The organism is uncultured Tateyamaria sp. (assembly GCF_947496075.1).
In the GTDB taxonomy this organism is placed as follows: Bacteria; Pseudomonadota; Alphaproteobacteria; order Rhodobacterales; family Rhodobacteraceae; genus Tateyamaria.
The window spans coordinates 1-20,952 of the sequence record NZ_CANMBJ010000009.1 but is presented as its reverse complement, the minus strand read 5'-3'; the positions used below and the strand labels follow the sequence as shown (position 1 = coordinate 20,952).

The 20,952-nt window shown below is 60.8% G+C and carries 23 protein-coding genes; 17 read left to right on the top strand and 6 right to left on the bottom strand.

Annotation, left to right across the window (positions count from 1 at the left end; all coding sequences use genetic code 11):
* Positions 1-114 precede the first annotated feature (114 nt).
* Genes Q1A51_RS23775 through Q1A51_RS23730 form a run of 10 tightly spaced genes read left to right on the top strand, consistent with a single transcriptional unit; the run spans position 115 to position 10,547 of the window.
* The gene (locus tag Q1A51_RS23775; protein WP_299209846.1) at positions 115-897 is read left to right on the top strand and encodes a cobalamin-dependent protein; all 783 of its coding nucleotides are present in this window, start codon (positions 115-117) and stop codon (positions 895-897) included.
* Positions 894-2,315: a transcriptional regulator PpsR gene (gene ppsR, locus Q1A51_RS23770; protein WP_299606343.1), complete on the top strand. Its 1,422-nt coding sequence runs from the start codon at positions 894-896 to the stop codon at positions 2,313-2,315. Before Q1A51_RS23775 ends, ppsR begins: the two co-directional genes overlap by 4 nt.
* 48 nt (positions 2,316-2,363) lie before the next feature.
* The gene (chlG, locus tag Q1A51_RS23765; protein ID WP_299606341.1) at positions 2,364-3,263 is read left to right on the top strand and encodes a chlorophyll synthase ChlG; all 900 of its coding nucleotides are present in this window, start codon (positions 2,364-2,366) and stop codon (positions 3,261-3,263) included.
* The gene (locus Q1A51_RS23760) at positions 3,260-4,516 is read left to right on the top strand and encodes a PucC family protein (protein ID WP_299606339.1); all 1,257 of its coding nucleotides are present in this window, start codon (positions 3,260-3,262) and stop codon (positions 4,514-4,516) included. Before chlG ends, Q1A51_RS23760 begins: the two co-directional genes overlap by 4 nt.
* A gap of 4 nt (positions 4,517-4,520) precedes the next feature.
* The gene (locus tag Q1A51_RS23755; protein WP_299606337.1) at positions 4,521-5,699 is read left to right on the top strand and encodes a geranylgeranyl diphosphate reductase; all 1,179 of its coding nucleotides are present in this window, start codon (positions 4,521-4,523) and stop codon (positions 5,697-5,699) included.
* The gene (gene idi / locus Q1A51_RS23750; RefSeq protein ID WP_299606335.1) at positions 5,696-6,238 is read left to right on the top strand and encodes an isopentenyl-diphosphate Delta-isomerase; all 543 of its coding nucleotides are present in this window, start codon (positions 5,696-5,698) and stop codon (positions 6,236-6,238) included. The genes Q1A51_RS23755 and idi overlap by 4 nt, the downstream gene beginning before the upstream one ends.
* Positions 6,235-6,864 carry a LysE family translocator gene (locus Q1A51_RS23745; RefSeq protein ID WP_299606332.1) on the top strand — a complete coding sequence of 210 codons (630 nt, stop codon included), beginning with the start codon at positions 6,235-6,237 and terminating at the stop codon, positions 6,862-6,864. The genes idi and Q1A51_RS23745 overlap by 4 nt, the downstream gene beginning before the upstream one ends.
* 25 nt (positions 6,865-6,889) lie before the next feature.
* Positions 6,890-8,467: a glycerol-3-phosphate dehydrogenase gene (gene glpD, locus Q1A51_RS23740; protein ID WP_299606330.1), complete on the top strand. Its 1,578-nt coding sequence runs from the start codon at positions 6,890-6,892 to the stop codon at positions 8,465-8,467.
* The gene (glpK, locus tag Q1A51_RS23735) at positions 8,464-9,936 is read left to right on the top strand and encodes a glycerol kinase GlpK (RefSeq protein WP_299606328.1); all 1,473 of its coding nucleotides are present in this window, start codon (positions 8,464-8,466) and stop codon (positions 9,934-9,936) included. The genes glpD and glpK overlap by 4 nt, the downstream gene beginning before the upstream one ends.
* Positions 9,936-10,547, top strand: coding sequence for a cysteine hydrolase (locus Q1A51_RS23730; protein WP_299606325.1), 612 nt, complete (start codon positions 9,936-9,938; stop codon positions 10,545-10,547). Before glpK ends, Q1A51_RS23730 begins: the two co-directional genes overlap by 1 nt.
* On the opposite strand, the gene Q1A51_RS23725 is transcribed toward Q1A51_RS23730, so the two are convergent.
* Entirely contained in the window at positions 10,544-11,239 is a 696-nt protein-coding gene (locus tag Q1A51_RS23725) for a fumarylacetoacetate hydrolase family protein (RefSeq protein WP_299606323.1), read from the bottom strand. The two genes, Q1A51_RS23730 and Q1A51_RS23725, sit on opposite strands and share 4 nt — an antisense overlap.
* A 157-nt stretch (positions 11,240-11,396) precedes the next feature.
* Here Q1A51_RS23725 and Q1A51_RS23720 point away from each other — a divergent pair, with 157 nt between their 5' ends.
* The 5 genes from Q1A51_RS23720 to Q1A51_RS23700 all read left to right on the top strand — a co-directional run bounded on the left by Q1A51_RS23720 (position 11,397) and on the right by Q1A51_RS23700 (position 14,677).
* Complete coding sequence (locus tag Q1A51_RS23720; RefSeq protein WP_299606320.1) at positions 11,397-11,795, top strand: rhodanese-like domain-containing protein; 399 nt, start codon at positions 11,397-11,399, stop codon at positions 11,793-11,795.
* On the top strand, positions 11,792-12,667 hold the full coding sequence (locus tag Q1A51_RS23715; RefSeq protein ID WP_299606318.1) for an MBL fold metallo-hydrolase: 876 nt from the start codon (positions 11,792-11,794) through the stop codon (positions 12,665-12,667). Before Q1A51_RS23720 ends, Q1A51_RS23715 begins: the two co-directional genes overlap by 4 nt.
* Before the next feature lie 91 nt (positions 12,668-12,758).
* Positions 12,759-14,027, top strand: a complete 1,269-nt coding sequence (locus Q1A51_RS23710) for an acetylornithine deacetylase/succinyl-diaminopimelate desuccinylase family protein (RefSeq protein WP_299606316.1) — start codon at positions 12,759-12,761, stop codon at positions 14,025-14,027.
* A gap of 94 nt (positions 14,028-14,121) precedes the next feature.
* Positions 14,122-14,295, top strand: a complete 174-nt coding sequence (locus Q1A51_RS23705) for a hypothetical protein (RefSeq protein ID WP_299606314.1) — start codon at positions 14,122-14,124, stop codon at positions 14,293-14,295.
* 70 nt (positions 14,296-14,365) lie between these two features.
* Positions 14,366-14,677, top strand: coding sequence for a Fic family protein (locus tag Q1A51_RS23700; RefSeq protein WP_299606312.1), 312 nt, complete (start codon positions 14,366-14,368; stop codon positions 14,675-14,677).
* Here the strand turns inward: Q1A51_RS23700 and panC are convergent, their stop codons facing one another.
* The 3 genes from panC to Q1A51_RS23685 form a co-directional block, all read right to left on the bottom strand.
* Positions 14,678-15,538, bottom strand: coding sequence for a pantoate--beta-alanine ligase (gene panC / locus Q1A51_RS23695; protein ID WP_299606310.1), 861 nt, complete (start codon positions 15,536-15,538; stop codon positions 14,678-14,680).
* On the bottom strand, positions 15,535-16,368 hold the full coding sequence (panB, locus tag Q1A51_RS23690) for a 3-methyl-2-oxobutanoate hydroxymethyltransferase (protein WP_299606308.1): 834 nt from the start codon (positions 16,366-16,368) through the stop codon (positions 15,535-15,537). Before panB ends, panC begins: the two co-directional genes overlap by 4 nt.
* Positions 16,369-16,446: 78 nt before the next feature.
* Entirely contained in the window at positions 16,447-17,202 is a 756-nt protein-coding gene (locus tag Q1A51_RS23685) for an SDR family oxidoreductase (protein ID WP_299606306.1), read from the bottom strand.
* 191 nt (positions 17,203-17,393) lie between these two features.
* On the opposite strand from Q1A51_RS23685, the gene Q1A51_RS23680 reads away from it, so the two are divergent.
* Positions 17,394-18,866 (top strand): ABC transporter substrate-binding protein, encoded by a 1,473-nt coding sequence (locus tag Q1A51_RS23680; protein WP_299606304.1) that lies wholly within the window; start codon positions 17,394-17,396, stop codon positions 18,864-18,866.
* Entirely contained in the window at positions 18,863-19,258 is a 396-nt protein-coding gene (locus tag Q1A51_RS23675) for a cupin domain-containing protein (protein ID WP_299606399.1), read from the top strand. Before Q1A51_RS23680 ends, Q1A51_RS23675 begins: the two co-directional genes overlap by 4 nt.
* A gap of 68 nt (positions 19,259-19,326) precedes the next feature.
* Here the strand turns inward: Q1A51_RS23675 and Q1A51_RS23670 are convergent, their stop codons facing one another.
* Both Q1A51_RS23670 and Q1A51_RS23665 read right to left on the bottom strand, forming a co-directional pair.
* On the bottom strand, positions 19,327-20,418 hold the full coding sequence (locus tag Q1A51_RS23670) for an acetoin utilization protein AcuC (protein ID WP_299606301.1): 1,092 nt from the start codon (positions 20,416-20,418) through the stop codon (positions 19,327-19,329).
* A gap of 38 nt (positions 20,419-20,456) precedes the next feature.
* The coding region (locus Q1A51_RS23665) for an NAD(P)H-dependent oxidoreductase (RefSeq protein WP_299671589.1) at positions 20,457-20,952 on the bottom strand (496 nt) is incomplete at its 5' end.

Sequence of the window (20,952 nt, the reverse complement as noted above, 5' to 3'; positions counted from 1 at the left end):
GTGCTGCTGTCAAATTGAGTTGACATTGTGTGTGTTCGGGCAGACACTTTTGTTGTTTCCACGGCTCTGACGCGCCAGAACCGTTCATTGCGTTCACACGGATCGAGGTAATCCATGACGCAGGACGACCCATTTGGCACTTCCCGTTATGTGTACGGGCACAGCTACGACCACGAGTCGTTGGCCGGTGAGGTTATTTCTATCCTGAAGGATCGTCAGGTCGTTGGACCCTCGGGCGCACGTCAGATTGCCATCGACTATCTGGTGCGGGCTGTTCTGTCTGATGGCAGTTTTGATGCAGCGCTGGTGCTGGAGGAGTTGAGCACCTACCGCCTGACCCATGATGCGCTGATTGACCTTTATATTCCCAAGGCTGCGGAATACCTGGGCGCGCAATGGATGACATCAGACCTGGATTTTGCCACGGTCACGGTGGGTTCGTTGCGTCTGCAGGCGCTTTTGGGCGTTGCGGCACATGGCCTTACGCGCGAGTCGGTGGACCAGAGCAATGTATTGCACGCATTGGTCATTGTTCCTGATGGCGAGCAGCATTTCCTGGGAGCCAGCGTTGTTGCGGCGCAGCTGCGTCGGCTGGGCTGTGATGTCAGCCTGTCGATCAACGAGGCAACACCTCAGATTCTTGCCAGGGTTGAATATGATCAGCCGGATATGATTCTGTTCTCATGTGCGCGGGCCGCGGGCCTTGAAACCGCATGTGGAACGGTTACAAAGATAAGAGAAGCAAGTGATATGAGTCCCGTGTTGGCCATAGGTGGCGCCTATTCTGGGATCACTAAACATATAACAGAACAAACAGGCGTCGATCTTGTGACGAATACGGCAAAAGATGTTGTTGGCTTCACGACGAAGCGCAAAAAGGCATTGGCCCGTAGATGACAACTGACGGAAGCAGTTTTTGGACAAGCGGCGCTGTCCCGCTCATTGAGCCTGAGTTTCTGAGCAGCATTATTGCGGCTGCCTCGGACATCGCTCTTGTTGTATCTGCCGAAGGTACGATCCTGTCGGTGCTGTTGAACGACCAGGATGACAGCTTTGGCAACCTGAGCCATTGGGAAGGTCGACCTGTTGTCGAGTTCCTGACGGAAGAGAGCATTGAAAAGTTTCAGCAAGCGCACGACGCGTATATGTCGGGGCATCCGCCGAAAAAGCCGCTTGAGCTGAACCACAGCGACAATGCCGTGTGGCAATATCCTGTGCGCTATACGTTTCACCGTTTTGGACAAGAAAATGGGGTCTTGTTGTTGGGTCGCGACCTGCGCCCTATTGCCGAAACGCAGCAGCAGTTGGTGCAGGCCCAGATTGCGCTTGAGCAAGGATACGAGGCCAGCCGCGAGTTTGATGCGCGTTATCGTGTGGTCATGTCCAATGTTGACGATGCGATTGTGTTCGTGTCGGTGCAGACCGGGCGGATCGAAGATGCGAATGGCCGGGCTGCAGCGTTGCTGGGCCTGAAGCCGGATGCGCTTGTGGGTGTCACCCTTGCCAGCCTGTTCAAGGATCGGTCCGGTGCGGAGCTGACCGAAAGCCTGATGAACGCCACCCTGACAGACGGTGGTGAAGCTGTACCGGTGCGTACGTCGCGGACACATCAAACCATCGACTTGTATCCGACCTTGTTCCGCGCTGCAGGGCAGCGTGTTCTGATGTGTCGTCTTGTGGGCAGCGAAGCGATTGCGTCAAACACGGATTCGGCCGCCAATCATGCGGTGTCGCTGTTCCGGGGAACCACGGATGCTATTGTCTTTATGGACCCGCGTGGCACCACGCTGTCCGTCAATGATGCCTTTTTGGATCTGATCGGGGCAACTCATCTGTCGGATGTGGTGGGTCAATCCCTGGCCGAATATCTGGCCCGCGGTCAGATTGATCTGGGTGTGCTGTTGGAGAATGCGGCCCGCACCGGGCAGATGCGTGTCTATGCCACCCGTCTTGTGAATGACCTCGGCGCCCGTGTGCCCGTTGAGGTGTCCGCCACCGCGCTTGAAGACGCGCAGAACCCTGCCGTGGCGCTGATCATGCGTGATGTCAGCCGTCTGGAAGGTGTCCGCAAGGTTGAAGGCAGCGGCGGGGCGAGCATGCCAGAGCCTGGCCGCAACGTGATGGACCTGATCGGCTCTGCGTCGCTGAAAGAGATCGTGGCCGAGACCACTGATGTGGTTGAGAAGATGTGCATTGAAACGGCCGTCAACCTGACCCGCAATAACCGTGTTGCCGCGGCCGAGATGTTGGGGCTGTCCCGTCAGTCGCTTTACGTCAAGCTGCGCAAATATGGGCTGCTGAGCAAGAACGGCTAGCCCGCTGCAACCCTTGCACCGACTCAAAGTGTCAGCCATAGTTGACACATGGATGTCAGCCACCCTTTACCTGCGCGCCGATTTCCCGAGCCTGCGGCGGCCCTGCGCCTGATCAAACCGATCACGTGGTTCCCGCCGATGTGGGCCTATCTGTGTGGTGTCATCTCATCCGGGGCGTCCCCGGCGGGGCAGTGGTCTTTGATCTTGCTGGGTGTGCTTTTGGCGGGCCCTATCGTGTGCGGGATGTCTCAGGCTGCAAATGACTGGTGCGACCGGCATGTGGACGCCATCAATGAACCCGACCGCCCGATCCCATCGGGTCGTATCCCGGGGCGATGGGGGCTGTGGATTGCGTTGGCAATGTCCGCTTTGTCCTTGTTTGTCGGTTGGCAATTGGGTCCGTGGGGCTTTGCCGCGACGATTGCGGGCGTGTTGGCCGCGTGGGCTTATTCGGCGGAACCTGTCCGCCTAAAGCGGTCGGGCTGGTGGGGTCCGGGCCTTGTCGGTCTGAGCTATGAGACTTTGCCCTGGATCACTGGCGCCGCCGTGCTGAGTGCAGGCGCACCGCGCGGCGAGGTGTTGCTGGTGGCGCTCCTCTATGGGCTGGGCGCGCATGGCATTATGACCCTGAATGATTTCAAAGCGCTGGAAGGCGACCGGCAGATGGGGGTCAATTCCCTGCCTGTCACGCTTGGTCCGCGTCGCGCGGCACAGGTGGCCTGTGCCGTGATGGCGGTGCCGCAGGCTGTGGTGATTGCGCTTTTGGCCCTGTGGGATCGGCCCGCCCATGCGGCGGGGGTTGCCTTGGTCCTGTTGCTGCAATTCTGGGCCATGACCATTATGTTCCGTGATCCCAAGGCGAAGGCGCCTTGGTACAATGGCACGGGTGTGCTGCTCTATGTCTCCGGCATGATGATTGCCGCCTTTGCACTGCGGGGGCTGGCATGATTGCTGGCTGGGGCATGTTGGTGCGTCTGTGTCTGGTGAATGCCGCCATCGGAGGGCTGGCCGCGCTGCCCGTGAACCTGTTCAATCGGCTGATGACGGTCGAGCTGGCCTTGCCCGCTTTGCTGCCCGGTCTGCTGGTCGCTCTGCATTATGGTGTGCAGTTGACCCGGCCTGTTTGGGGCCATCGGTCGGATGTGAAGGGTGGGCGAACGCCTTTTATTCTTGGTGGCATTGCTGTTGTTGCTCTGGGTGTGATTGGCGCGGCGTGGGGCATATTGCTTGCCGAGACTTCGGTGCCTTTGGCACTGGCCGTTTGGCTTCTGTCCTATGCCGCGATTGGACTTGGGATCGGAGCGGCGGGCACATCGTTCCTTGCGCTTCTGGCCTGCGTGACCGGGCCGCGCAAAGGGGCAGGGGCGACGTTGGCGTGGCTATTGCTGATTGCCGGCGCGATCTTTGCCTCTGTCGGGACCGGCATCGCGCTGGAGCCTTACAGCCCGGATCGTCTGGTATGGGTTGTCGCGGCGGTTTGTGCGGTGGCTTTCCTTCTGTCTGTGATCGCAACTATCGGTGTTGAGAGCCATGCCGCATTCGAGCATCAGGCGGATGATACGCCATTGATTGCAGCCCTGCGTCGCACATGGGCTGACCCCGCGGCGCGCCAGTTTACCGGGTTTGTCTTTCTGTCGATCCTCGCGTTTTACCTGTCCGAACTGATCTTCGAGCCTTTTGCCGGTCATGTGCATGGCCTGAGCCCCGAGGACAGCACCAAGCTGTCGGGCGGCAAGGATGGGGCCGCCCTGATGGGGATGATTGCGGCGGGGGTCCTGTCGCATCTGCGGATTGGCAGCCTGCGGTTTTGGGCTGTGACGGGCTGTGTGCTGTCGGCGCTTGGCCTGTTGGGTCTGGGGACCGGTCTGCCGCTGGTGCCGTCGACGGTTGTGCTGGGCTTGGGCAACGGGCTGTTTGTCGTTGGCGCGGTCGGTTCAATGATGCAGTTGGCCGCCGCCCATGCGCGCAACACCGGCACCCGCATGGGTGTCTTTGGTGCGGCGCAGGCCATTGCCGCGGGTCTGGCTGGGTTGGTCGCCACGGGCATGCTGGACCTGACCCGTTTGATCCTGCCCGACGCTGCTGCTTATGGCACGGTTTTCACATTCGAAGCGGCGCTGTTCCTGTGCGCCGCTCTGGTCGCCTCTCGCGTGATGCGGGCGGCAGAGACCTATGATGTAACCTTGGTTCCGGGGGAATGATCTGATGTATGATGTCGTTGTTGTGGGGGGTGGGCCGTCCGGGGCCACCGCAGCCGAGGATCTGGTGCGGTCAGGCCATTCCGTTGCCCTGCTGGACCGCGAGGGGCGGATCAAACCCTGTGGTGGTGCCATTCCGCCCCGGCTGATGCAGGATTTTCACATCGGGGAAGAGCAGTTGCTGACCAAAGTCACGACGGCCCGCATGATTTCCCCCACGGGTCGTCGCGTCGATATCCCGATCGAGAACGGGTATGTCGGGATGGTCGATCGGAAGGATTTCGATCCGTTCCTGCGCCAGCGCGCCGCCGATGCGGGGGCTGAGTATTTCACCGGTACGTTTGTGCGTATCGACCGACCCGATGGGCATCCAGTGGTGATCTACCGTGACAAGGAAACGCAGGAACACCGCGAACTGCCGTGCAAGCTGGTGATCGGAGCCGATGGCGCCAAGTCCCGCGTGGGGCAGGCCGAGGTCGAGGGCGCGGACAAGGTGCCGCTTGTCTTTGCCTATCACGAGATCATCAAGGCTCCGGAGGCAACCGACACCTACGATCCGATGCGCTGTGACGTGATCTATGACGGGTCCATATCGCCCGACTTCTATGGCTGGGTGTTTCCGCATGGTGGCACGACAAGCGTTGGGATGGGGTCCGAGCAATCGTCTGTGAACCTCAAGGAAGCGACGGCGGCGCTGCGCGTTGCATCCGGTCTGGACGAGTGCGAGACCTTGCGCAAGGAAGGCGCACCCATACCCCTGAAACCGATGGATCGTTGGGACAACGGCAAGGATGTTGTCTTGGCTGGGGATGCGGCTGGTGTCGTGGCCCCGTCCTCGGGCGAAGGCATCTACTATGCCATGGTTGGGGGCCGAGTGGCCGCGACGGCCTGTGCGGCTATGCTGGCGTCGGGCCGCGTCAAGGACCTGAAACTGGCGCGCAAGCTGTTCATGCGCGAGCACAAGACTGTGTTCCGGGTTCTGGCGTCGATGCAGAATGCCTATTATCGCAGTGACGACCGGCGCGAACGCTTTGTGTCACTTTGTCACGACATAGATGTGCAGCGTCTGACCTTCGAGGCGTATATGAACAAGAAGCTGGTCAAGGCGCGGCCCATGGCGCATCTGAAGATCGGTATCAAGAACATGGCCCACCTGACCGGGCTGGTGAAGGCGAACCACGTATGACGATCATGATCCCGGCCTGGGTCGACGGCGCGTTGACTCCGGTTGAAAAACTGGAGGCGCATCAGCGCGGTCTGAAGCACAAGGCCGTGTCGGTCTTTGTTGTGCGTGGCACCGAGGTGTTGTTGCAGCAGCGCGCGATGGGTAAGTATCACACGCCGGGCCTGTGGGCGAACACCTGTTGCACGCATCCCGAATGGGACGAAGCGCCTTCGGTATGCGCAGCCCGCCGCCTGAATGAAGAGTTGGGCGTGACTGGCGTGCCGCTCGAGCATCGCCACCATCTGGAGTACCGCGCCGATGTGGGTGATGGGTTGATTGAGCATGAGGTGGTCGAGGTCTATCTGGGCCACGCCCGGGGCGATCTGCGCGTTGCGCCGAACCCGGATGAGGTCATGGCATACAAATGGGTCGACTACCACGATCTGATGGCCACGGTGGCCCGTCATCCTGATCGTTTTACGCCATGGCTGCGCATCTACCTGGCGGACCATGCCGACACGATCTTTGGCGCTGACCTGGCGCAGGCCGCGCGGGTGTGAGTGTCGAGATCTATCTTTTGTACCTCGCGGCTGTTGCGGTGTTTTTTGCCACACCGCCGGATACCAGCCAGCTTTTGATCATTGCAAATGCGATGAAGCACGGGTTGCGCCGCTCTGTCTGGGTGATTGCCGGTGATTTGAGTGCGAACGTGATCCAGATGACGGCTGCCGCTTTTGGTCTTGCTGCGGTGATTGCCACGTCTGCGGCGGCCTTTGGTGTCATCAAGTGGTTGGGCGTGGCCTATCTGGTATGGATCGGGCTGCGGATGATGATGTCCCGAGGGGAGAGTGGGCGCGGGCGTGCGGATAGCGCTGCCCATCCGGTTCGGCTGTTTCGCCTTGGATTCATAACCTCGATGACCAACCCGTTTGCCGTTGTCTTCTTTGCGGCCCTGTTCCCGCAATTTATCACGGTCAATGCGCCAATCCTGCCGCAGCTGTTGATCCTTGGGGCCACGTATCTTGTCGTGGACGGTGCCACGCTGCTGTTGTGGGGCTGGGCCGGGGACCGGGTGGCCGCCCGTTTTGCACAGCGATCCATGACGGCCATCAACCGGGTGTGCGGTGGCCTTATGATCGGGGCGGCCGTTCTGTTGGGCCTCAAGGACATCACGCCGCAACGTTAACGCTAACGATTGATCACTGCCTACTATGGTTTTAAGAGGACTCCGTACCCATCCGGAGGACGCGGGCGTGTCGGACGACAAAATCTATGATCTGTTTGTGATTGGTGGCGGCATCAATGGCGCCGGGATTGCCCGTGACGCGTCGGGCCGTGGCCTGAGTGTTGCCTTGGCCGAGGCCGGTGATCTGGGGGGCGCAACCTCGTCTGCGTCGACCAAGCTGTTTCATGGTGGGCTGCGCTATCTTGAGTTCTTCGAATTCGGGCTGGTGAAATCCGCGCTGAAAGAGCGCGAGGTGCTGCTGAAGGCGATGCCGCATATCAGTTGGCCCATGCGCTTTGTCCTGCCCTACGCCCCCGACATGCGGTTTGACAGTGACACGCCGACCTCGCGTTTGTTGCGCGTTGTGATGCCGTGGATCGAGAAAGGGCGGCGGCCTGCATGGCTCGTCCGTTTGGGCCTGTTTCTGTATGACAATTTGGGTGGGCGGGAGATCCTGCCGGGGACCAAGACGCTGGACCTGACCACCGCGTCCGAGGGCAAGGGCCTCAAGTCACGCTTCAAGATGGCCTATGAATATAGTGACTGCTGGGTCGAGGATTCACGGCTGGTCATGCTGAATGCCCGCGATGCCGAGGCGCGCGGCGCGACCATCCTGACCCGCTGCGCGGTTCAGGAGGCCACGCGGGATGGTGATACTTGGCGGATCGAGACCGAGAAGGGAACCTATCGCGCCAAGGCCCTGGTCAACGCAGGTGGGCCATGGGTGGCCGACATTCTGACCGGTGTGATGCGGCAAAACTCGCAGCACAACATCCGGCTGGTGCGCGGCTCACACATCGTGACCAAGCGGCTTTATGACCACGACAAGGCGTATTTCTTCCAGGGCACTGATGGACGGATCATCTTTGCCATTCCGTATGAGCAGGACTTCACCCTGATTGGCACCACCGATGCCGAGCATACGGATGCGGACACCAAGCCAGCAATCACCGATGAGGAACGCGACTACCTGTGCGCTTTTGCGTCTGAGTATTTCGAGAAGCCGGTGACGCAAGAAGATGTCGTCTGGACCTATTCAGGCGTGCGTCCCCTTTATGATGATGGCGCGTCTTCGGCCACGGCTGCGACGCGGGATTATGTGCTGGCGCTGGATGAGAATGGACCGCCGGTTCTGAGCGTTTTTGGCGGCAAGATCACAACCTATCGCAAGCTGGCAGAGAAGGCCCTGGCCAAGATGGGGCTGGGCGATGCCTGGACCGCTGGTGTCGCGCTGCCCGGCGGGGATTTTAAGGTGGTCGAGGTCGGGTCGCTGACATCGAAGCTGGTCGCTGAGTACCCGTTTCTTGACCAGAAATGGGCCGCGCGCTTGATCCGGGCATACGGCACCGAAGCGTGGGACGTGCTGGGCGACGCTAAATCGGCAGAGGATCTGGGGCCCGCTTTCGGTGCCACATTGACCGGAGCCGAGCTCAAATGGATGATGACCCACGAATACGCGGTGGCGGGTGATGATGCATTGTGGCGGCGGACCAAACTTGGTTTGCGCCTGAGTGCAGAAGAACGCACCGCCGTGGACGACTGGATGAAGGAAAACGCTGCATGACCCATATTCTTGCCATCGATCAGGGCACCACGTCCTCGCGTGCGATTGTGTTTGACGGGAACATGCAGCCTGTCGCCTCGGCGCAGGAAGAATTCAAGCAGCATTTCCCGAACAGTGGCTGGGTGGAACACAAACCCGCCGATCTGTGGGCCACTGTGCAATCGACGTGCAAGGCGGCTATGGATAAGGCAGGTCTTGGGGCAGGGGACATTGCTGCCATCGGCATCACCAACCAGCGCGAAACAACCGTGATCTGGGATGCGGAAACAGGTGAGCCGTTGCACAACGCCATCGTCTGGCAGGACCGCCGCACGGCGCAGATGTGCGAAGGGTTGCGGGCCGAAGGGCATGGCGACCAGGTGACGGCGATCACCGGTTTGCTGCTAGACCCGTACTTCAGTGCAACCAAGGTGAAGTGGATCCTTGATCAGCATGAGGGATCGCGGGATCGGGCCAAGGCGGGCAAGCTGCTGTTCGGCACGGTCGACAGCTTCCTGATCTGGCACATGACGGGCCGCACGGCCCATGTCACCGATGCGACCAATGCCGCACGCACCATGCTTTACGACATCCACAAGGGCGCCTGGAGCCCCGAGATGTGCGCCATGCTCGACATTCCGATGGAGATGCTGCCCGAGGTCCGCGATTGCGCATCTGACTTTGGCGTGACGGATTTGCTGGGTGGCGAGACGCCGATTTATGGCGTGGCGGGCGACCAGCAGGCAGCGACCATCGGGCAGGCTTGTTTCGAGCCAGGCATGCTGAAATCGACCTATGGCACGGGCTGCTTTGCGCTCTTGAACACGGGCGATGCGCCGGTGACTTCGAACAACCGTTTGCTGACCACCGTGGCCTATCAGCTGGATGGCAAGCCGACCTATGCGCTGGAAGGATCGATCTTTATCGCCGGGGCCGTGGTGCAGTGGCTGCGTGACGGGTTGGGCATCATTGCCAGTGCAGCCGAAACGCAGGCGCTGGCCGAGAAGGGCAGTGGGAACGTGACTCTCGTTCCGGCTTTCACTGGTCTGGGTGCCCCGTATTGGAACCCGGATTGCCGTGGGGCCACCTTCGGTTTGACCAGGGATACGGGGCCTGCCGACATGGCGCGCGCGGCATTGGAAAGCGTTGGCTTCCAAACCCGCGATCTTTGGGAAGCGATGCGGGCGGATTGGCCCGATGCGGGCGATGCAGTGCTGCGCGTTGATGGCGGGCTCAGCGCCAATGACTGGGCCATGCAATTCCTGTCGGACATGCTGGGCGCGCCGGTAGATCGGCCTGCCGGGCTCGAGACAACGGCACTGGGGGCGGCATGGCTGGCCGGCATGCGTGCTGGCATCTACCCGGATACCGAAGGCTTCGCTGCCACATGGGCACGCGAAGCACGGTTTGATCCGCAGATGTCGGAAGATGCGCGTGAAGCGGGCTATGGCCGTTGGAAACGCGCCATCAATGCAACGCAGGCCGTTTGATGGCAAACGCAAGCAAGACACCGCGTGCTTTGATCGAGGGCCGTGCGGCTCTGATCGTGATCGACATTCAGGCCAGTACATTTATCGACGACAGCGAAGTGCGGTCGATCGACAATATGCCCGGCTACAAGGATCGTATGCTGGCTGCACGTACCGCGATTGACGCCGCGCGCGCCGCAGACGTGCCGGTGATTTTCATCCAAGAGGTCCACCATCCGTCCATGGTCGATTTTGGCCGCGAACTGGACGGGGACGAGGATGTGCACTGTCTTGAAAACAACCCGGCCACGGCGCTGGCGGTCAAGGAAATGGATGTGCGTCCGGATGATTACGTGATCCGCAAGCGGCGCTATTCGGCCTTTTTCGGGACGGATTTCGAGATCCTGCTGAAAGGTCTCAAGGTTGACACTTTGCTGCTGGTCGGCGGGCTGACCGATGTCTGTGTGCACTACACTTTTGTTGACGGGCACCAGCACGACTATTTCTGCCGCGTGATCGAGGATTGCGTCGCCGGATCAAGTCTGGAGGCGCACGAGGCGTCCTTGCGGGCCATGGAGTATCTGCAAACCGGCGCACGCCGCAGTTTGAAAGAGGTTTTGGCGGGACTTTAGCCTCGAGACCCGACAGTCACTTCGACCTCTCCGATCCCAGCGACGCCCCCGGTCATTACGTCTCCCGGGTCGACAGCGCCCACTCCGGCAGGGGTACCTGTCATGATCAGGTCGCCCGGGGCCAGCGTCACCGCTTGCGATAGGTAAGCCACGTGATCGCGGACGGGCCAGATCAGGTCCGAAATGTCTGCATCCTGCCGCATCTCTCCGTTCACGGCGAGCCAGATACGCCCAGCGGTCAGGCTGGGAACATCCACCAGCGGCACAAGCGGCGACATGGGGGCGGAAAAATCAAACGCTTTTGCCCAGTCCCATGGGCGGCCCATTTTCTTGGCTTCGGCCTGTAGATCGCGGCGCGTCATGTCGATGCCCACACCGGCGCCCCAGACGTGATCCATGACGGCATCGGCCGGGATGTTTGCGCCTCCGGTACCGATGGCGATGACCAACTCGATCTCGTGATGCAGGTCTGCCGTCAGCGGCGGATAAGGAATGGTGCAGGGGCTGTCGGCAACGGCGTCCGCGGGTTTGGTAAAGAAGAACGGTGGCTCACGGTCGGGATCCTTGCCCATCTCGCGCGCATGGGCGGCATAATTCCGTCCAACGCAAAAGATGCGGCGGACCGGGAAGCGGTCTTCTGACCCTGCAACAGCGACAGAGGCTTGCTGCGGAAGCGGTATGACAAAGCCCATGGCTGGCCCTTTCCTTGTTAACGGCACATGACCCGAACGAGGCTTGGGCGTCCACCCCGGCTGCATAATTTTACATAATCCACATTACGGGTCGCTTACTGGCCTTGCCGCCACAGAAAGCTGCTGGCACAGTTCCCATGTTCAAACGGAGGTGCCGATGGGCCTGAAGACAACTGCCGCGAAAATGGTCGCCGATGCGCGCGCCCGCATCAAAGAGGTTGAGACGGTGGATGCCATCAAGTCAGTGGATAATCCTGACGTCGTTATCGTCGATATCCGGGACATTCGCGAACGTCAGCGCAGTGGATACATCCCCGGATCGGTCCATGCGCCGCGCGGCATGATCGAGTTTTGGGTCGACCCCAACAGCCCCTACTTCAAGGACGTGTTCGGTCAGGCTGACAAAACATACCTGTTTCATTGTGCCTCGGGCTGGCGATCGGCGCTGACCGTCGCCACATTGAAGGACATGGGATTTGAGGCGGGGCATCTGCGCGAAGGTTTCTCGACCTGGGAAGCGCAAGGCGGCCCGGTGGAAAAGGAGGACAGGGCATGACACCCGATATGAATTGTCACCCGAAAGTCACCCCGTTCTTTGATGAGCGGTCGAATACGATTTCCTATGTCGTGCAGGAACCAAGCGGGCGGGCCTGTGCGGTCATCGATGCTGTGATGGACATAGACTATGCCGCGGGTGCTTTGAATTTCGATGGTGCCGATAAGATCATCGCCCACATACGCGCCAATGACCTCCGGCTCGACTGGATCATCGAAACCCATGTCCACGCCGATCACCTGTCGGGGGCACCCTACATCCAGCAGGCTTTGGGCGGGAAAATCGGCATCGGCGCCAAGATCACCGATGTGCAGGACACCTTTGGGAAAGTGTTCAACGAAGGGACCGAGTTCCAACGCGACGGGTCGCAATTCGATGCGCTGTTCGAAGACGGCGACAGCTACGAGGTTGGCGCCATGACCTGCTTTGCCATGCACACGCCCGGTCATACCCCCGCCTGCATGGTGCATGTCATTGGGGATGCTGCTTTTGTCGGCGATACGCTATTCATGCCGGATGGCGGTTCGGCGCGCGCGGATTTCCCGGGTGGGGATGCCGGGCAACTTTACGACAGTATCATGCGCGTTCTGGCCCTGCCCGATGCCATGCGCTTGTTCATCTGCCACGATTACGGCCCCGGCGGGCGCGCAATCGCGTGGGAGACGACAGTGGCGGAAGAGCGGGAAAAGAACATTCACGTGGGTGGCGGCAAAACGCGCGAGGATTTCATCAAGTTTCGCACGGAACGGGACAAACAGCTCGCGATGCCAAGCCTGATCATTCCCGCGCTACAGGTGAACATGCGCGCCGGTGAAATCCCGCGTGATGACGAGGGGGACATGGCGCTCAAGGTCCCATTGGGCAAACTCTGACACTTCCCTGTTTTAAAAAATCCTCCCCGAAGGGCCGGGTTGAGCTGGGACGTCCCTTGCCATTTGACGTCTGCGGCTCAACACTCGGGCCATGACCCTTTCCGCTCGCATCGACGGTCACCGCGACGCTTTGATCGCGTTGACACAGGATTTGATCCGCATTCCCACGCTGAACCCGCCGGGACGGCATTATCACGACATCTGCGCATTGGTCGGGGATCGGCTGAAGGGGCACGGGTTCGATGTGCAGATGATCCGGGCTCATGGCACACCGGGCGACAGCGACACCTATCCGCGCTGGAACGTGGTGGCGCGGCGCGAAGGGACACGTGCCGGGGAATGTGTGCATTTCAACAGCCACCACGATGTGGTCGAGGTGGGCCACGGATGGACCCGCGATCCGTTCGGGGCAGAGGTTGAGGGCGACAAGATCTATGGCCGGGGTGCGTGCGACATGAAAGGCGGGCTGGCCGCCTCGATCATCGCGGCAGAGGCATTTATCGAAGAACACCCCGACTATGCGGGTGCGATTGAAATCAGTGCAACAGCGGACGAGGAATCGGGCGGCTATGGCGGCGTGGCTTACCTTGCTGAAAGGGGTCTGTTCGCGCCCGAGCGGGTCCAGCATGTCATCATCCCCGAACCCCTGAACAAGGACCGCATTTGCCTGGGTCATCGCGGCGGCTGGTGGGCCGAGATTGAAACGAAGGGCGAGATTGCCCATGGCTCCATGCCATTTCTCGGTGATTGCGCGGTGCGGCACATGGGGGCCGTGTTGGACAAGTTCGAAAGTGACCTCTACCCGGCCATGGCCAGCAGACACACCGAAATGCCCGTGGTGCCGGATGGCGCGCGGCAGTCCACGATGAACATCAATTCGATACATGGCGGTCAACCGGAACAGGCCGAAGACTATGATGGCCTTCCCGCCCACTGTGTGCCGGACAGCTGCCGCATCGTGATCGACCGTCGCTTTCTGGTCGAAGAAAACGTTGAACAGGTGCGCGGTGAAGTGGTCGAGCTGCTTGAAGGGCTGAAAGCCTCACGAGACCGGTTTGAATACGAAATGCGCGAGCTGAACGTGGTTTTACCGTCGATGACGGACAAATCTGCACCCGTGGTGGAAACAGTCCATGCCGCCATTGAAAGCGTATTGGGGGTCGAACCCACCTATGTCGCCTCCCCCGGGTCTTATGATCAAAAACATATCGACCGGATCGGCAAGCTGCGCAATTGCATCGCCTATGGTCCGGGCGAGTTGGAACTGGCCCACAAGCCCGATGAATGGGTTGGGATCACCGATATGCTCGACAGTGCCAAAGTGATGGGTCACGCGCTCGAAACCCTGCTCTTGCCGTAAGCCAAACCGTGGCTGCGGATTACGTCCGGTTTAAGATCCCTTGATATGTTGTCGCCGGATGTGCATTTTCTGATGTGGAAGGACACTTGCAGATATGACCAAGACAAACAGCGCAACCGTTGCCCGCAGTGAAAACGCCGGAAAGTTCACCGTCCGCAAGGAAGGTGGGGACACGTCCGAGCATGCTTCGGGCAAAAAGACCCCCAAGGTTGTGCGCAGTTCAATCAGCAAGAACAGGGACGCCCTGCAGCGGCTCGCCAATCGGTAAGCGGCACTATCGCGTCAAGCTTGGCGACGTTCTTGAGGCCCATGAGCAATCACTTGAGGCGTTCGGCGGGTTGCCGGGTATCTGCAATCTCGACAGTATTCTGGGTGCGATTGGCCGTCCCTATCACGGCTATCACCTGCCTATTCACAAGAAAGCCGCGGCCCTGCTGCATGGCTTGGCGACGTCCCATGGCTTCAATGATGCCAACAAGCGCACAGCGTGGCTGACGACAGAAGTGCTGTGCCTCAACAGCGGCTACGATCTGGCCATCCATACTGGGGATCGGATCGATGACGTGGTGGTCGACGTGGTGACCGGGGCCATGTCGCAAACCGCGCTCGAAACCTGGTTTCGCGCGCGGCTGTCCAAGCTCGATGACTAGTTAGCGTTTGGCGATCACCGGCACGTCGATATTGTCGATCAAACGGACACCGGCCATCCAGGCTGCAGCAAACAGCCGCGCGGGTTGGCTGGCCTGCTCGATCATGGTGAGCGTGTCATTGGTGCGCATCTCAAGGTAGTCGATCTCACCAAACCCGGCCGCTGCCAGCCGCGCCTGCGCGTCCGGCAACAGGTCGGCAATCGACGTCCCCTGCCCTAACGCTTCGGCCATCTCTTCCATGACATCATTCAGCGCTGCCGCCCGGCCACGTGCCTGATCAGACAGCAGCAGGTTGCGCGAAGACATGGCCAGCCCGTCAATCTCGCGAATGGTCGGGCAACCCACCACCTCGACCCCCAGATCCAGATCGCGCGCCAACCGTCGCACCACCTGCAATTGCTGGAAGTCCTTTTCGCCAAAGAACGCCAGATCGGCCGATGTCTGGGTGAACAGCTTGGTCACCACCGTTGCGACCCCGTCAAAGTGCCCGGGCCGGTGCGCACCGCACAAAACGTTGGTCAGCCCGTCTACGCTGATGTTCGTCGCAAACCCGTCCGGGTACATTTGCGGCCCGTCAGGGACATAGATCGCGTCGACCGAGAACCGTTCCAGTTTGCGCGCGTCCTCGTGTTCGGTGCGCGGATAATTCTCAAGGTCTTCTGGGTTGTTGAACTGCTTGGGGTTCACAAAGATCGTCACGATCACCCGATCCGACATGTCCTTGGCCCGCGCCACGAGGCTCAGGTGGCCGTCATGCAGCGCGCCCATTGTCGGCACAACGCCGATGGTTTCGCCAGAGCGTTGCCAGCTCCGTGTCATCTCGCGCAGCTCGGCCAATGTACGCACGATTGGCGCCGTCATGTCTTGGCTCCGGGCACTGCGTCACCAAACACGTGTTCGGGTCCGGGGAAGCGGCGCGCGCGCACGTCCTCGGCATAGGCCGCGATGGCGGCTTCGCCGTCCACGCTCAGCTCGGCATAGCGTTTCACGAACTTGGCTTTGAAAGCAGTGAACAGGCCCAGCATGTCATCGACAACCAGGATTTGCCCGTCGCATCCGGCAGAGGCACCGATGCCGATGGTCGGGATGTCGATAGCCTGCGTGATCTGATTGGCGAGGGTTTCCGGCACCTTCTCAAGCACGACGGCAAATGCCCCCGCGTCTGCTACGGCCTTGGCATCGGCAATCAGGGTTGCAGCCGCATCGCCGCGGCCCTGTACCTTGTAGCCGCCCAGCGTGTTGATCGATTGGGGGGTCAGGCCGATATGGGCCATGACCGGAATGCCGCGTGCCACAAGGAACGCAATGGTATCCGCCATTGCCACGCCACCCTCAAGCTTGACGGCGCCTGCGTCCGTCTCGGCCATCAGCCGCGCGGCATTGCGGAATGCCTGTTCCGGCCCTTCTTCGTAGCTGCCAAAGGGCATGTCGATCACCATCATGGCGGATGTCAGACCGCGAGCTACCGCCTTGCCATGCATCACCATCATGTCCATCGTCACGCCAAGGGTCGAGGGCAGCCCATGCAGCACCATGCCTACGCTGTCACCCACAAGGACAAAGTCGCAATGGGTGTCCATCATCTGTGCCATGGGGGTGGTGTAGGCCGTGAGGCTGACAATCGGCGTGCCCCCTTTCATGGCCCGGATATCGTCAGGCAAGGGTGCGGTTTTGCGGGCTGTGGCGCTCATGTCCATGTCCTTCGCATTGGGTCTTTGCGCGCCCATAGCAGGCCCGGGGCCGCAATGTCACCACCCCGGGCCGTGACGTCACAGCATACGCACGGACATGCCGCCGTCCGCAATCAGCGGTGCGCCAGTGACAAAGGACGCGTCATCGGACAGCAGGAACAGGGCCGCGCGCGCAATTTCCTCGGGGTCCGCCAGCCGTTTCATCGGGTGTAATCCCGCTACGAAGTCGATGGTGTCAGGGTCGTCACCCGCCATGGCCGTGCGTGTGCCACCGGGCAAGACCGCATTCACCCTGATACCCCGCCCGGCCCAGTCGATGGCCAGTGATTGGACAAGGCCCACCAACCCGGCTTTGGACGCGGCATAGGCCGCCATACCGGGCATCCCGCCATTGCCGAGGCCGACAAATGATCCCGTGAACACCAAAGCGCCCCCGCCCCGCTTGACCAGCGCGGGGATCTGGGCGCGAGCGGACAGGAATGCGCCGGTCAGGTTGGTCTGGATGACATCAGCCCATGTCTGATCCGTCATGTCGGTGACCGGACCCATCTCACCCACCATACCGGCATTGTTGAATGCACCATCCAGACCGCCAAAGCGTGCCATGGCCGTATCGACAAGTGCGTTGGCAACAGATGGATCAGCCACATCTCCGGCAGCATAGGCAGCGTGCCCGCCTATGGCTTCAATCTCGGTCACGATCTCCTGCAACTTGTCGGCCCGTCGGGCACCCAGAACCACGTTTGCGCCTTCTTGCGCAAACAGCCGGACTGCGGCCGCGCCGATCCCGCTGCTTGCACCGGTGATTATGATCGTTTTGTCTTTCAGTCGCATGTTTTCTGCCTTTCGGAAATCTGTGTTCAGGCGCCCGCTCTACGCACCGCGCGACCCTGCGCCGACCCGTTTCCTGCGCAGGCGTCGGCGCTGCTGCGTAACCCGCAAGAAACGGATCAAAGGCACAGAAGGCTTGCACGGTGCCCGGTTTGCGGGAAAGCTGGGGGAAACGCACCGATGGGGAGACCGCCATGTTCAACCGACTGATGATGACCACCGCTGCCATCGCCCTTGCCGCGACGGGGGCCTGGGCAAAAACAGACATCACTGTGGCCATGCAATTGGAACCCCCGCACCTTGATCCCACCTCGGCCGCCGCGGGGGCCATCGACCAGGTGCTTTATTCCAACGTGTTCGAGGGGCTGACCCGCTTCATGGGCGATGGGTCGGTTGTGCCGGGTCTGGCGGAAAGCTGGGAAATCTCGGATGACGGGCTGACATATACCTTTGCGCTGCGCGAGGGTGTCACCTTTCACGACGGCACCGGCATGGACGCCGAAGATGTGAAATTCACCTTCGACCGCATCCTTGCCGAAGACAGTGCCAATGCGCAAAAGGCGCTTTATGCTGCCATCGCCTTGGTCGAGGTGGTCGACCCGCAAACCGTCCGCATGACGCTGAACGAGCCCAACGGCAACCTGCTGTTCAACCTCGCATGGGGTGATGCCGTGATCGTGGCACCGGAAAGCATCGAGAACATCAAGCAACAACCCATCGGCACCGGCCCCTTCAAGTTCGATAGCTGGACGCAGGGCGACAGCATCAGCATCAGCCAATACGACGGGTATTGGGGCGATGCACCTGCCCTGACCAAAGCCACTTTCAAGTTCATCTCGGACCCAACGGCCGCCTTTGCCGCCGTGATGGCCGAGGATGTGGACGTGTTCACGGGCTTCCCCGCGCCCGAAAACCTACCGCAATTCGAAGCCGACCCGCGCTTTCAGGTGCTTGTCGGTTCGACCGAAGGCGAGACGATCCTATCCACCAACAATGCACAGCCCCCCTTTGATGATCTGCGTGTCAGGCAGGCCGTGGCCCATGCCATCGACCGCCAAGCCATCATTGACGGGGCAATGTTCGGCTATGGCACCCCGATCGGGACGCACTTTGCGCCGCACAACCCGGCCTATGTCGATCTGACGGGTGGTTCTGCCTTTGATCCGGAAAAGGCCCGCGCCCTTCTGGCCGAGGCCGGGATGGAAGGCGGGTTTGAAACCACGTTGCACCTGCCACCCCCATCTTACGCGCGTCGCGGGGGGGAGATTATCGCCGCCCAACTGGCCGAGGTTGGGATCAAGGCCGAAATCATCAATGTCGAATGGGCGCAGTGGCTGGAAACCGTGTTTCGCGGCAAGAATTTCGGCCTGACCATCGTCAGTCACACAGAGCCGATGGATATCGGCATCTATGCCAATCCCGACTATTACTTCCAGTACGACAATCCGGCGTTTCAGGAGTTGATCAGTACGCTGAACAGCACCACGGACCCCGATAAGCGGACCAATCTGATGGCCAAGGCGCAAGAGATGATCGCGAATGATGCGGTCAACGGCTACCTGTTCCAACTGGCACAGCTGTCCGTCGCCAAGGCCGAGGTACAGGGTCTCTGGACCAACGCACCCACGCAGGCCACGGACCTCACGGGTGTGAGTTGGGCAGAATAATCCTGTACAGGGCAGGCAGCCGCCCAAGCCAGCGCGCGAACCCGGAGTACTTCACTGGTGAAGTGTGGCAGGATCCGATCATCTCGGCCGAAGCGCCGGCGCGGCTGCATGCGCTTACCGTACATTTCGCACCGGGAGCCCGGACGGCATGGCACACGCATCCGCTGGGCCAGACGCTTCATGTGACCCAAGGGGCCGGTTTGATCTGTATGCGGGGCGAGACACCGCAAGAAATCCGCCCGGGTGACACGGTTTGGATTCCTGCAGATGCCGAGCATTGGCATGGTGCAGCGCCGGACACCGCCATGACCCATATCGCCATGCAAGAGGCGCTGGACGGGTCAGCCGCCACATGGCTGGAACAGGTCAGCGACGCGGATTACGGCGGATAGGTCGAAGGGGGGCCAGCCCCCCGGCCTGCGGCCTCCCCCCGAAGTTTATCTGGCAAAGTGAATGGGGATCAGAGTTGCGCGAGACGGTGTCGCACCTCTTCCCGGATCGGGCCGTTGCGGGGGGTGTCTTGTAGTGACATAAACCAGTGCTCTGGTGGGTTTTTGCCGCGCCGGTTGCCATCAAAGCGTAATCCACGCAGCACGTCCTCGCCGTCGGGGGTGACGCGGTCGGGAATGTCGTACCCGTTCAACGTGGCCCAAACGCCAGTCCACAGACGTCCCACGGACCAAGGGTTGTAGCCACCGCCACCTAGCACCAACAGCCGCGGGGCGAGGTTCATCAGGGCGCGGACGATGGCCCAATGCGCCGTGTTGGAGAGGGACAAATGCGCTTGGGGGTCTTCTTCGACCCCGTCGGCGCCACACTGAATGACGATGGCGTCCGGTCGAAATGCCTCAACATGGGGCAAAATGACCTGATCCCGGATCAGGGCCATTTCGTCATCGTTGAGATGTCGTGGAACAGGTATGTTGACCAAGGTATCCATCGCTCCAAGCGCGCCTGTACGCGGCCACAACCCATCCTCATGCACCGAGATCATCAGCACATCCGGGTCATCGCCAAAGGCGACCTCGACCCCATCCGGGTGGTGCGCGTCAATATCCACATATGCGACACGCGCAGCCCCGTTCCGCTGCAGGGCAAGGATCGCAAGCACCGGATCATTGAGATAGCAGAACCCCCCGGCCCGATCCGGCATCGCGTGATGCGTGCCGCCCGCTGGGTGATAGACGATGCCTCCGTCACGAAGCAGTTCACCTGCCAACAGCGATCCCCCCGCTGCCGTGGCAGGACGGCGGTACATCTCGGGAAAGACCGGGTTGTTGGACGTACCCAAACCGTGCCGGATTCTTACGTCATCACTCACATGCTGCGCTGTTTCGGCCGCGTGCAAGGCCGACAGGTACGCCTGTGTGTGCCAGATGGTCAGTGCGTTTGGCTTGGCACGTGGGCTGGGAACATAGGCTTCGTTTGGCAACCACCCCATCGCGCGGCTCAGGTCGATGACGGTGGATACGCGCGGCACCCGCAAAGGGTGCCACGTTCCGTAGGACGATCCGCGGTAGATCTCGGAGCCAATGAACAAGGGGCGTTTCATGACCCATACATAACGGTCCTGTCCACTGCGGCGAGGGGTCAGGCCGCCGCAGCGCCCATTGCCTCGGCCCGCTTCAGCCAATTTGCGATCTTTTCGGGCTTGGCCAGTTTGACCGATCCCAGCATCACAACGTTGCGGGGCTTCACGCCAACGAACTTCATGACCTGGTTGCGCATCACGCGGCGGCCCGGACTGCGGTAGAGCAGCGTGTCGACCCATGGCGGTGTATCGGCCGTGATGATCGCGTCACCCGTCCGGCCCTCAAGCAGCTTGTCCCAGCCCAGACCGCGCCCGTGATACTTGTAAGCAAATCCAGATTGCAGCCCCGCATCCATCACCGCTTTGGCCTGCGCGGGCATCGCGCCCCACCAATAGGGATGCACGATCATTACGTGATCAGCCCAGCGGACATTGTCCTGCCACGTCTGCACGTCGGGCGATACGGGCGCATCTGCATCATAGCCGTGTTCTGTTTCCATGTCCGACAGGTGCATGATCCGCACCTCGGCCCCTTTGGCCCGGGCCCCTTGCGCA

Excerpts from the sequence above, each read along its gene's own strand:
- Q1A51_RS23760 (WP_299606339.1), top strand. The coding sequence starts at position 3,260 with ATGATTGCTGGCTGGGGCATGTTGGTGCGTCTGTGTCTGGTGAATGCC.
- Q1A51_RS23670 (WP_299606301.1), bottom strand. The coding sequence starts at position 20,418 with ATGAAACGCCCCTTGTTCATTGGCTCCGAGATCTACCGCGGATCGTCC.
- Q1A51_RS23685 (WP_299606306.1), bottom strand. The coding sequence starts at position 17,202 with ATGCGACTGAAAGACAAAACGATCATAATCACCGGTGCAAGCAGCGGG.
- Q1A51_RS23680 (WP_299606304.1), top strand. The coding sequence starts at position 17,394 with ATGTTCAACCGACTGATGATGACCACCGCTGCCATCGCCCTTGCCGCG.
- Q1A51_RS23730 (WP_299606325.1), top strand. The coding sequence starts at position 9,936 with ATGGCAAACGCAAGCAAGACACCGCGTGCTTTGATCGAGGGCCGTGCG.
- Q1A51_RS23725 (WP_299606323.1), bottom strand. The coding sequence starts at position 11,239 with ATGGGCTTTGTCATACCGCTTCCGCAGCAAGCCTCTGTCGCTGTTGCA.
- Q1A51_RS23715 (WP_299606318.1), top strand. The coding sequence starts at position 11,792 with ATGACACCCGATATGAATTGTCACCCGAAAGTCACCCCGTTCTTTGAT.
- Q1A51_RS23710 (WP_299606316.1), top strand. The coding sequence starts at position 12,759 with ATGACCCTTTCCGCTCGCATCGACGGTCACCGCGACGCTTTGATCGCG.
- chlG (WP_299606341.1), top strand. The coding sequence starts at position 2,364 with ATGGATGTCAGCCACCCTTTACCTGCGCGCCGATTTCCCGAGCCTGCG.
- Q1A51_RS23720 (WP_299606320.1), top strand. The coding sequence starts at position 11,397 with ATGGGCCTGAAGACAACTGCCGCGAAAATGGTCGCCGATGCGCGCGCC.
- Q1A51_RS23775 (WP_299209846.1), top strand. The coding sequence starts at position 115 with ATGACGCAGGACGACCCATTTGGCACTTCCCGTTATGTGTACGGGCAC.
- Q1A51_RS23705 (WP_299606314.1), top strand. The coding sequence starts at position 14,122 with ATGACCAAGACAAACAGCGCAACCGTTGCCCGCAGTGAAAACGCCGGA.
- glpK (WP_299606328.1), top strand. The coding sequence starts at position 8,464 with ATGACCCATATTCTTGCCATCGATCAGGGCACCACGTCCTCGCGTGCG.
- glpD (WP_299606330.1), top strand. The coding sequence starts at position 6,890 with ATGGTTTTAAGAGGACTCCGTACCCATCCGGAGGACGCGGGCGTGTCG.
- ppsR (WP_299606343.1), top strand. The coding sequence starts at position 894 with ATGACAACTGACGGAAGCAGTTTTTGGACAAGCGGCGCTGTCCCGCTC.
- panC (WP_299606310.1), bottom strand. The coding sequence starts at position 15,538 with ATGACGGCGCCAATCGTGCGTACATTGGCCGAGCTGCGCGAGATGACA.
- idi (WP_299606335.1), top strand. The coding sequence starts at position 5,696 with ATGACGATCATGATCCCGGCCTGGGTCGACGGCGCGTTGACTCCGGTT.
- Q1A51_RS23755 (WP_299606337.1), top strand. The coding sequence starts at position 4,521 with ATGTATGATGTCGTTGTTGTGGGGGGTGGGCCGTCCGGGGCCACCGCA.
- panB (WP_299606308.1), bottom strand. The coding sequence starts at position 16,368 with ATGAGCGCCACAGCCCGCAAAACCGCACCCTTGCCTGACGATATCCGG.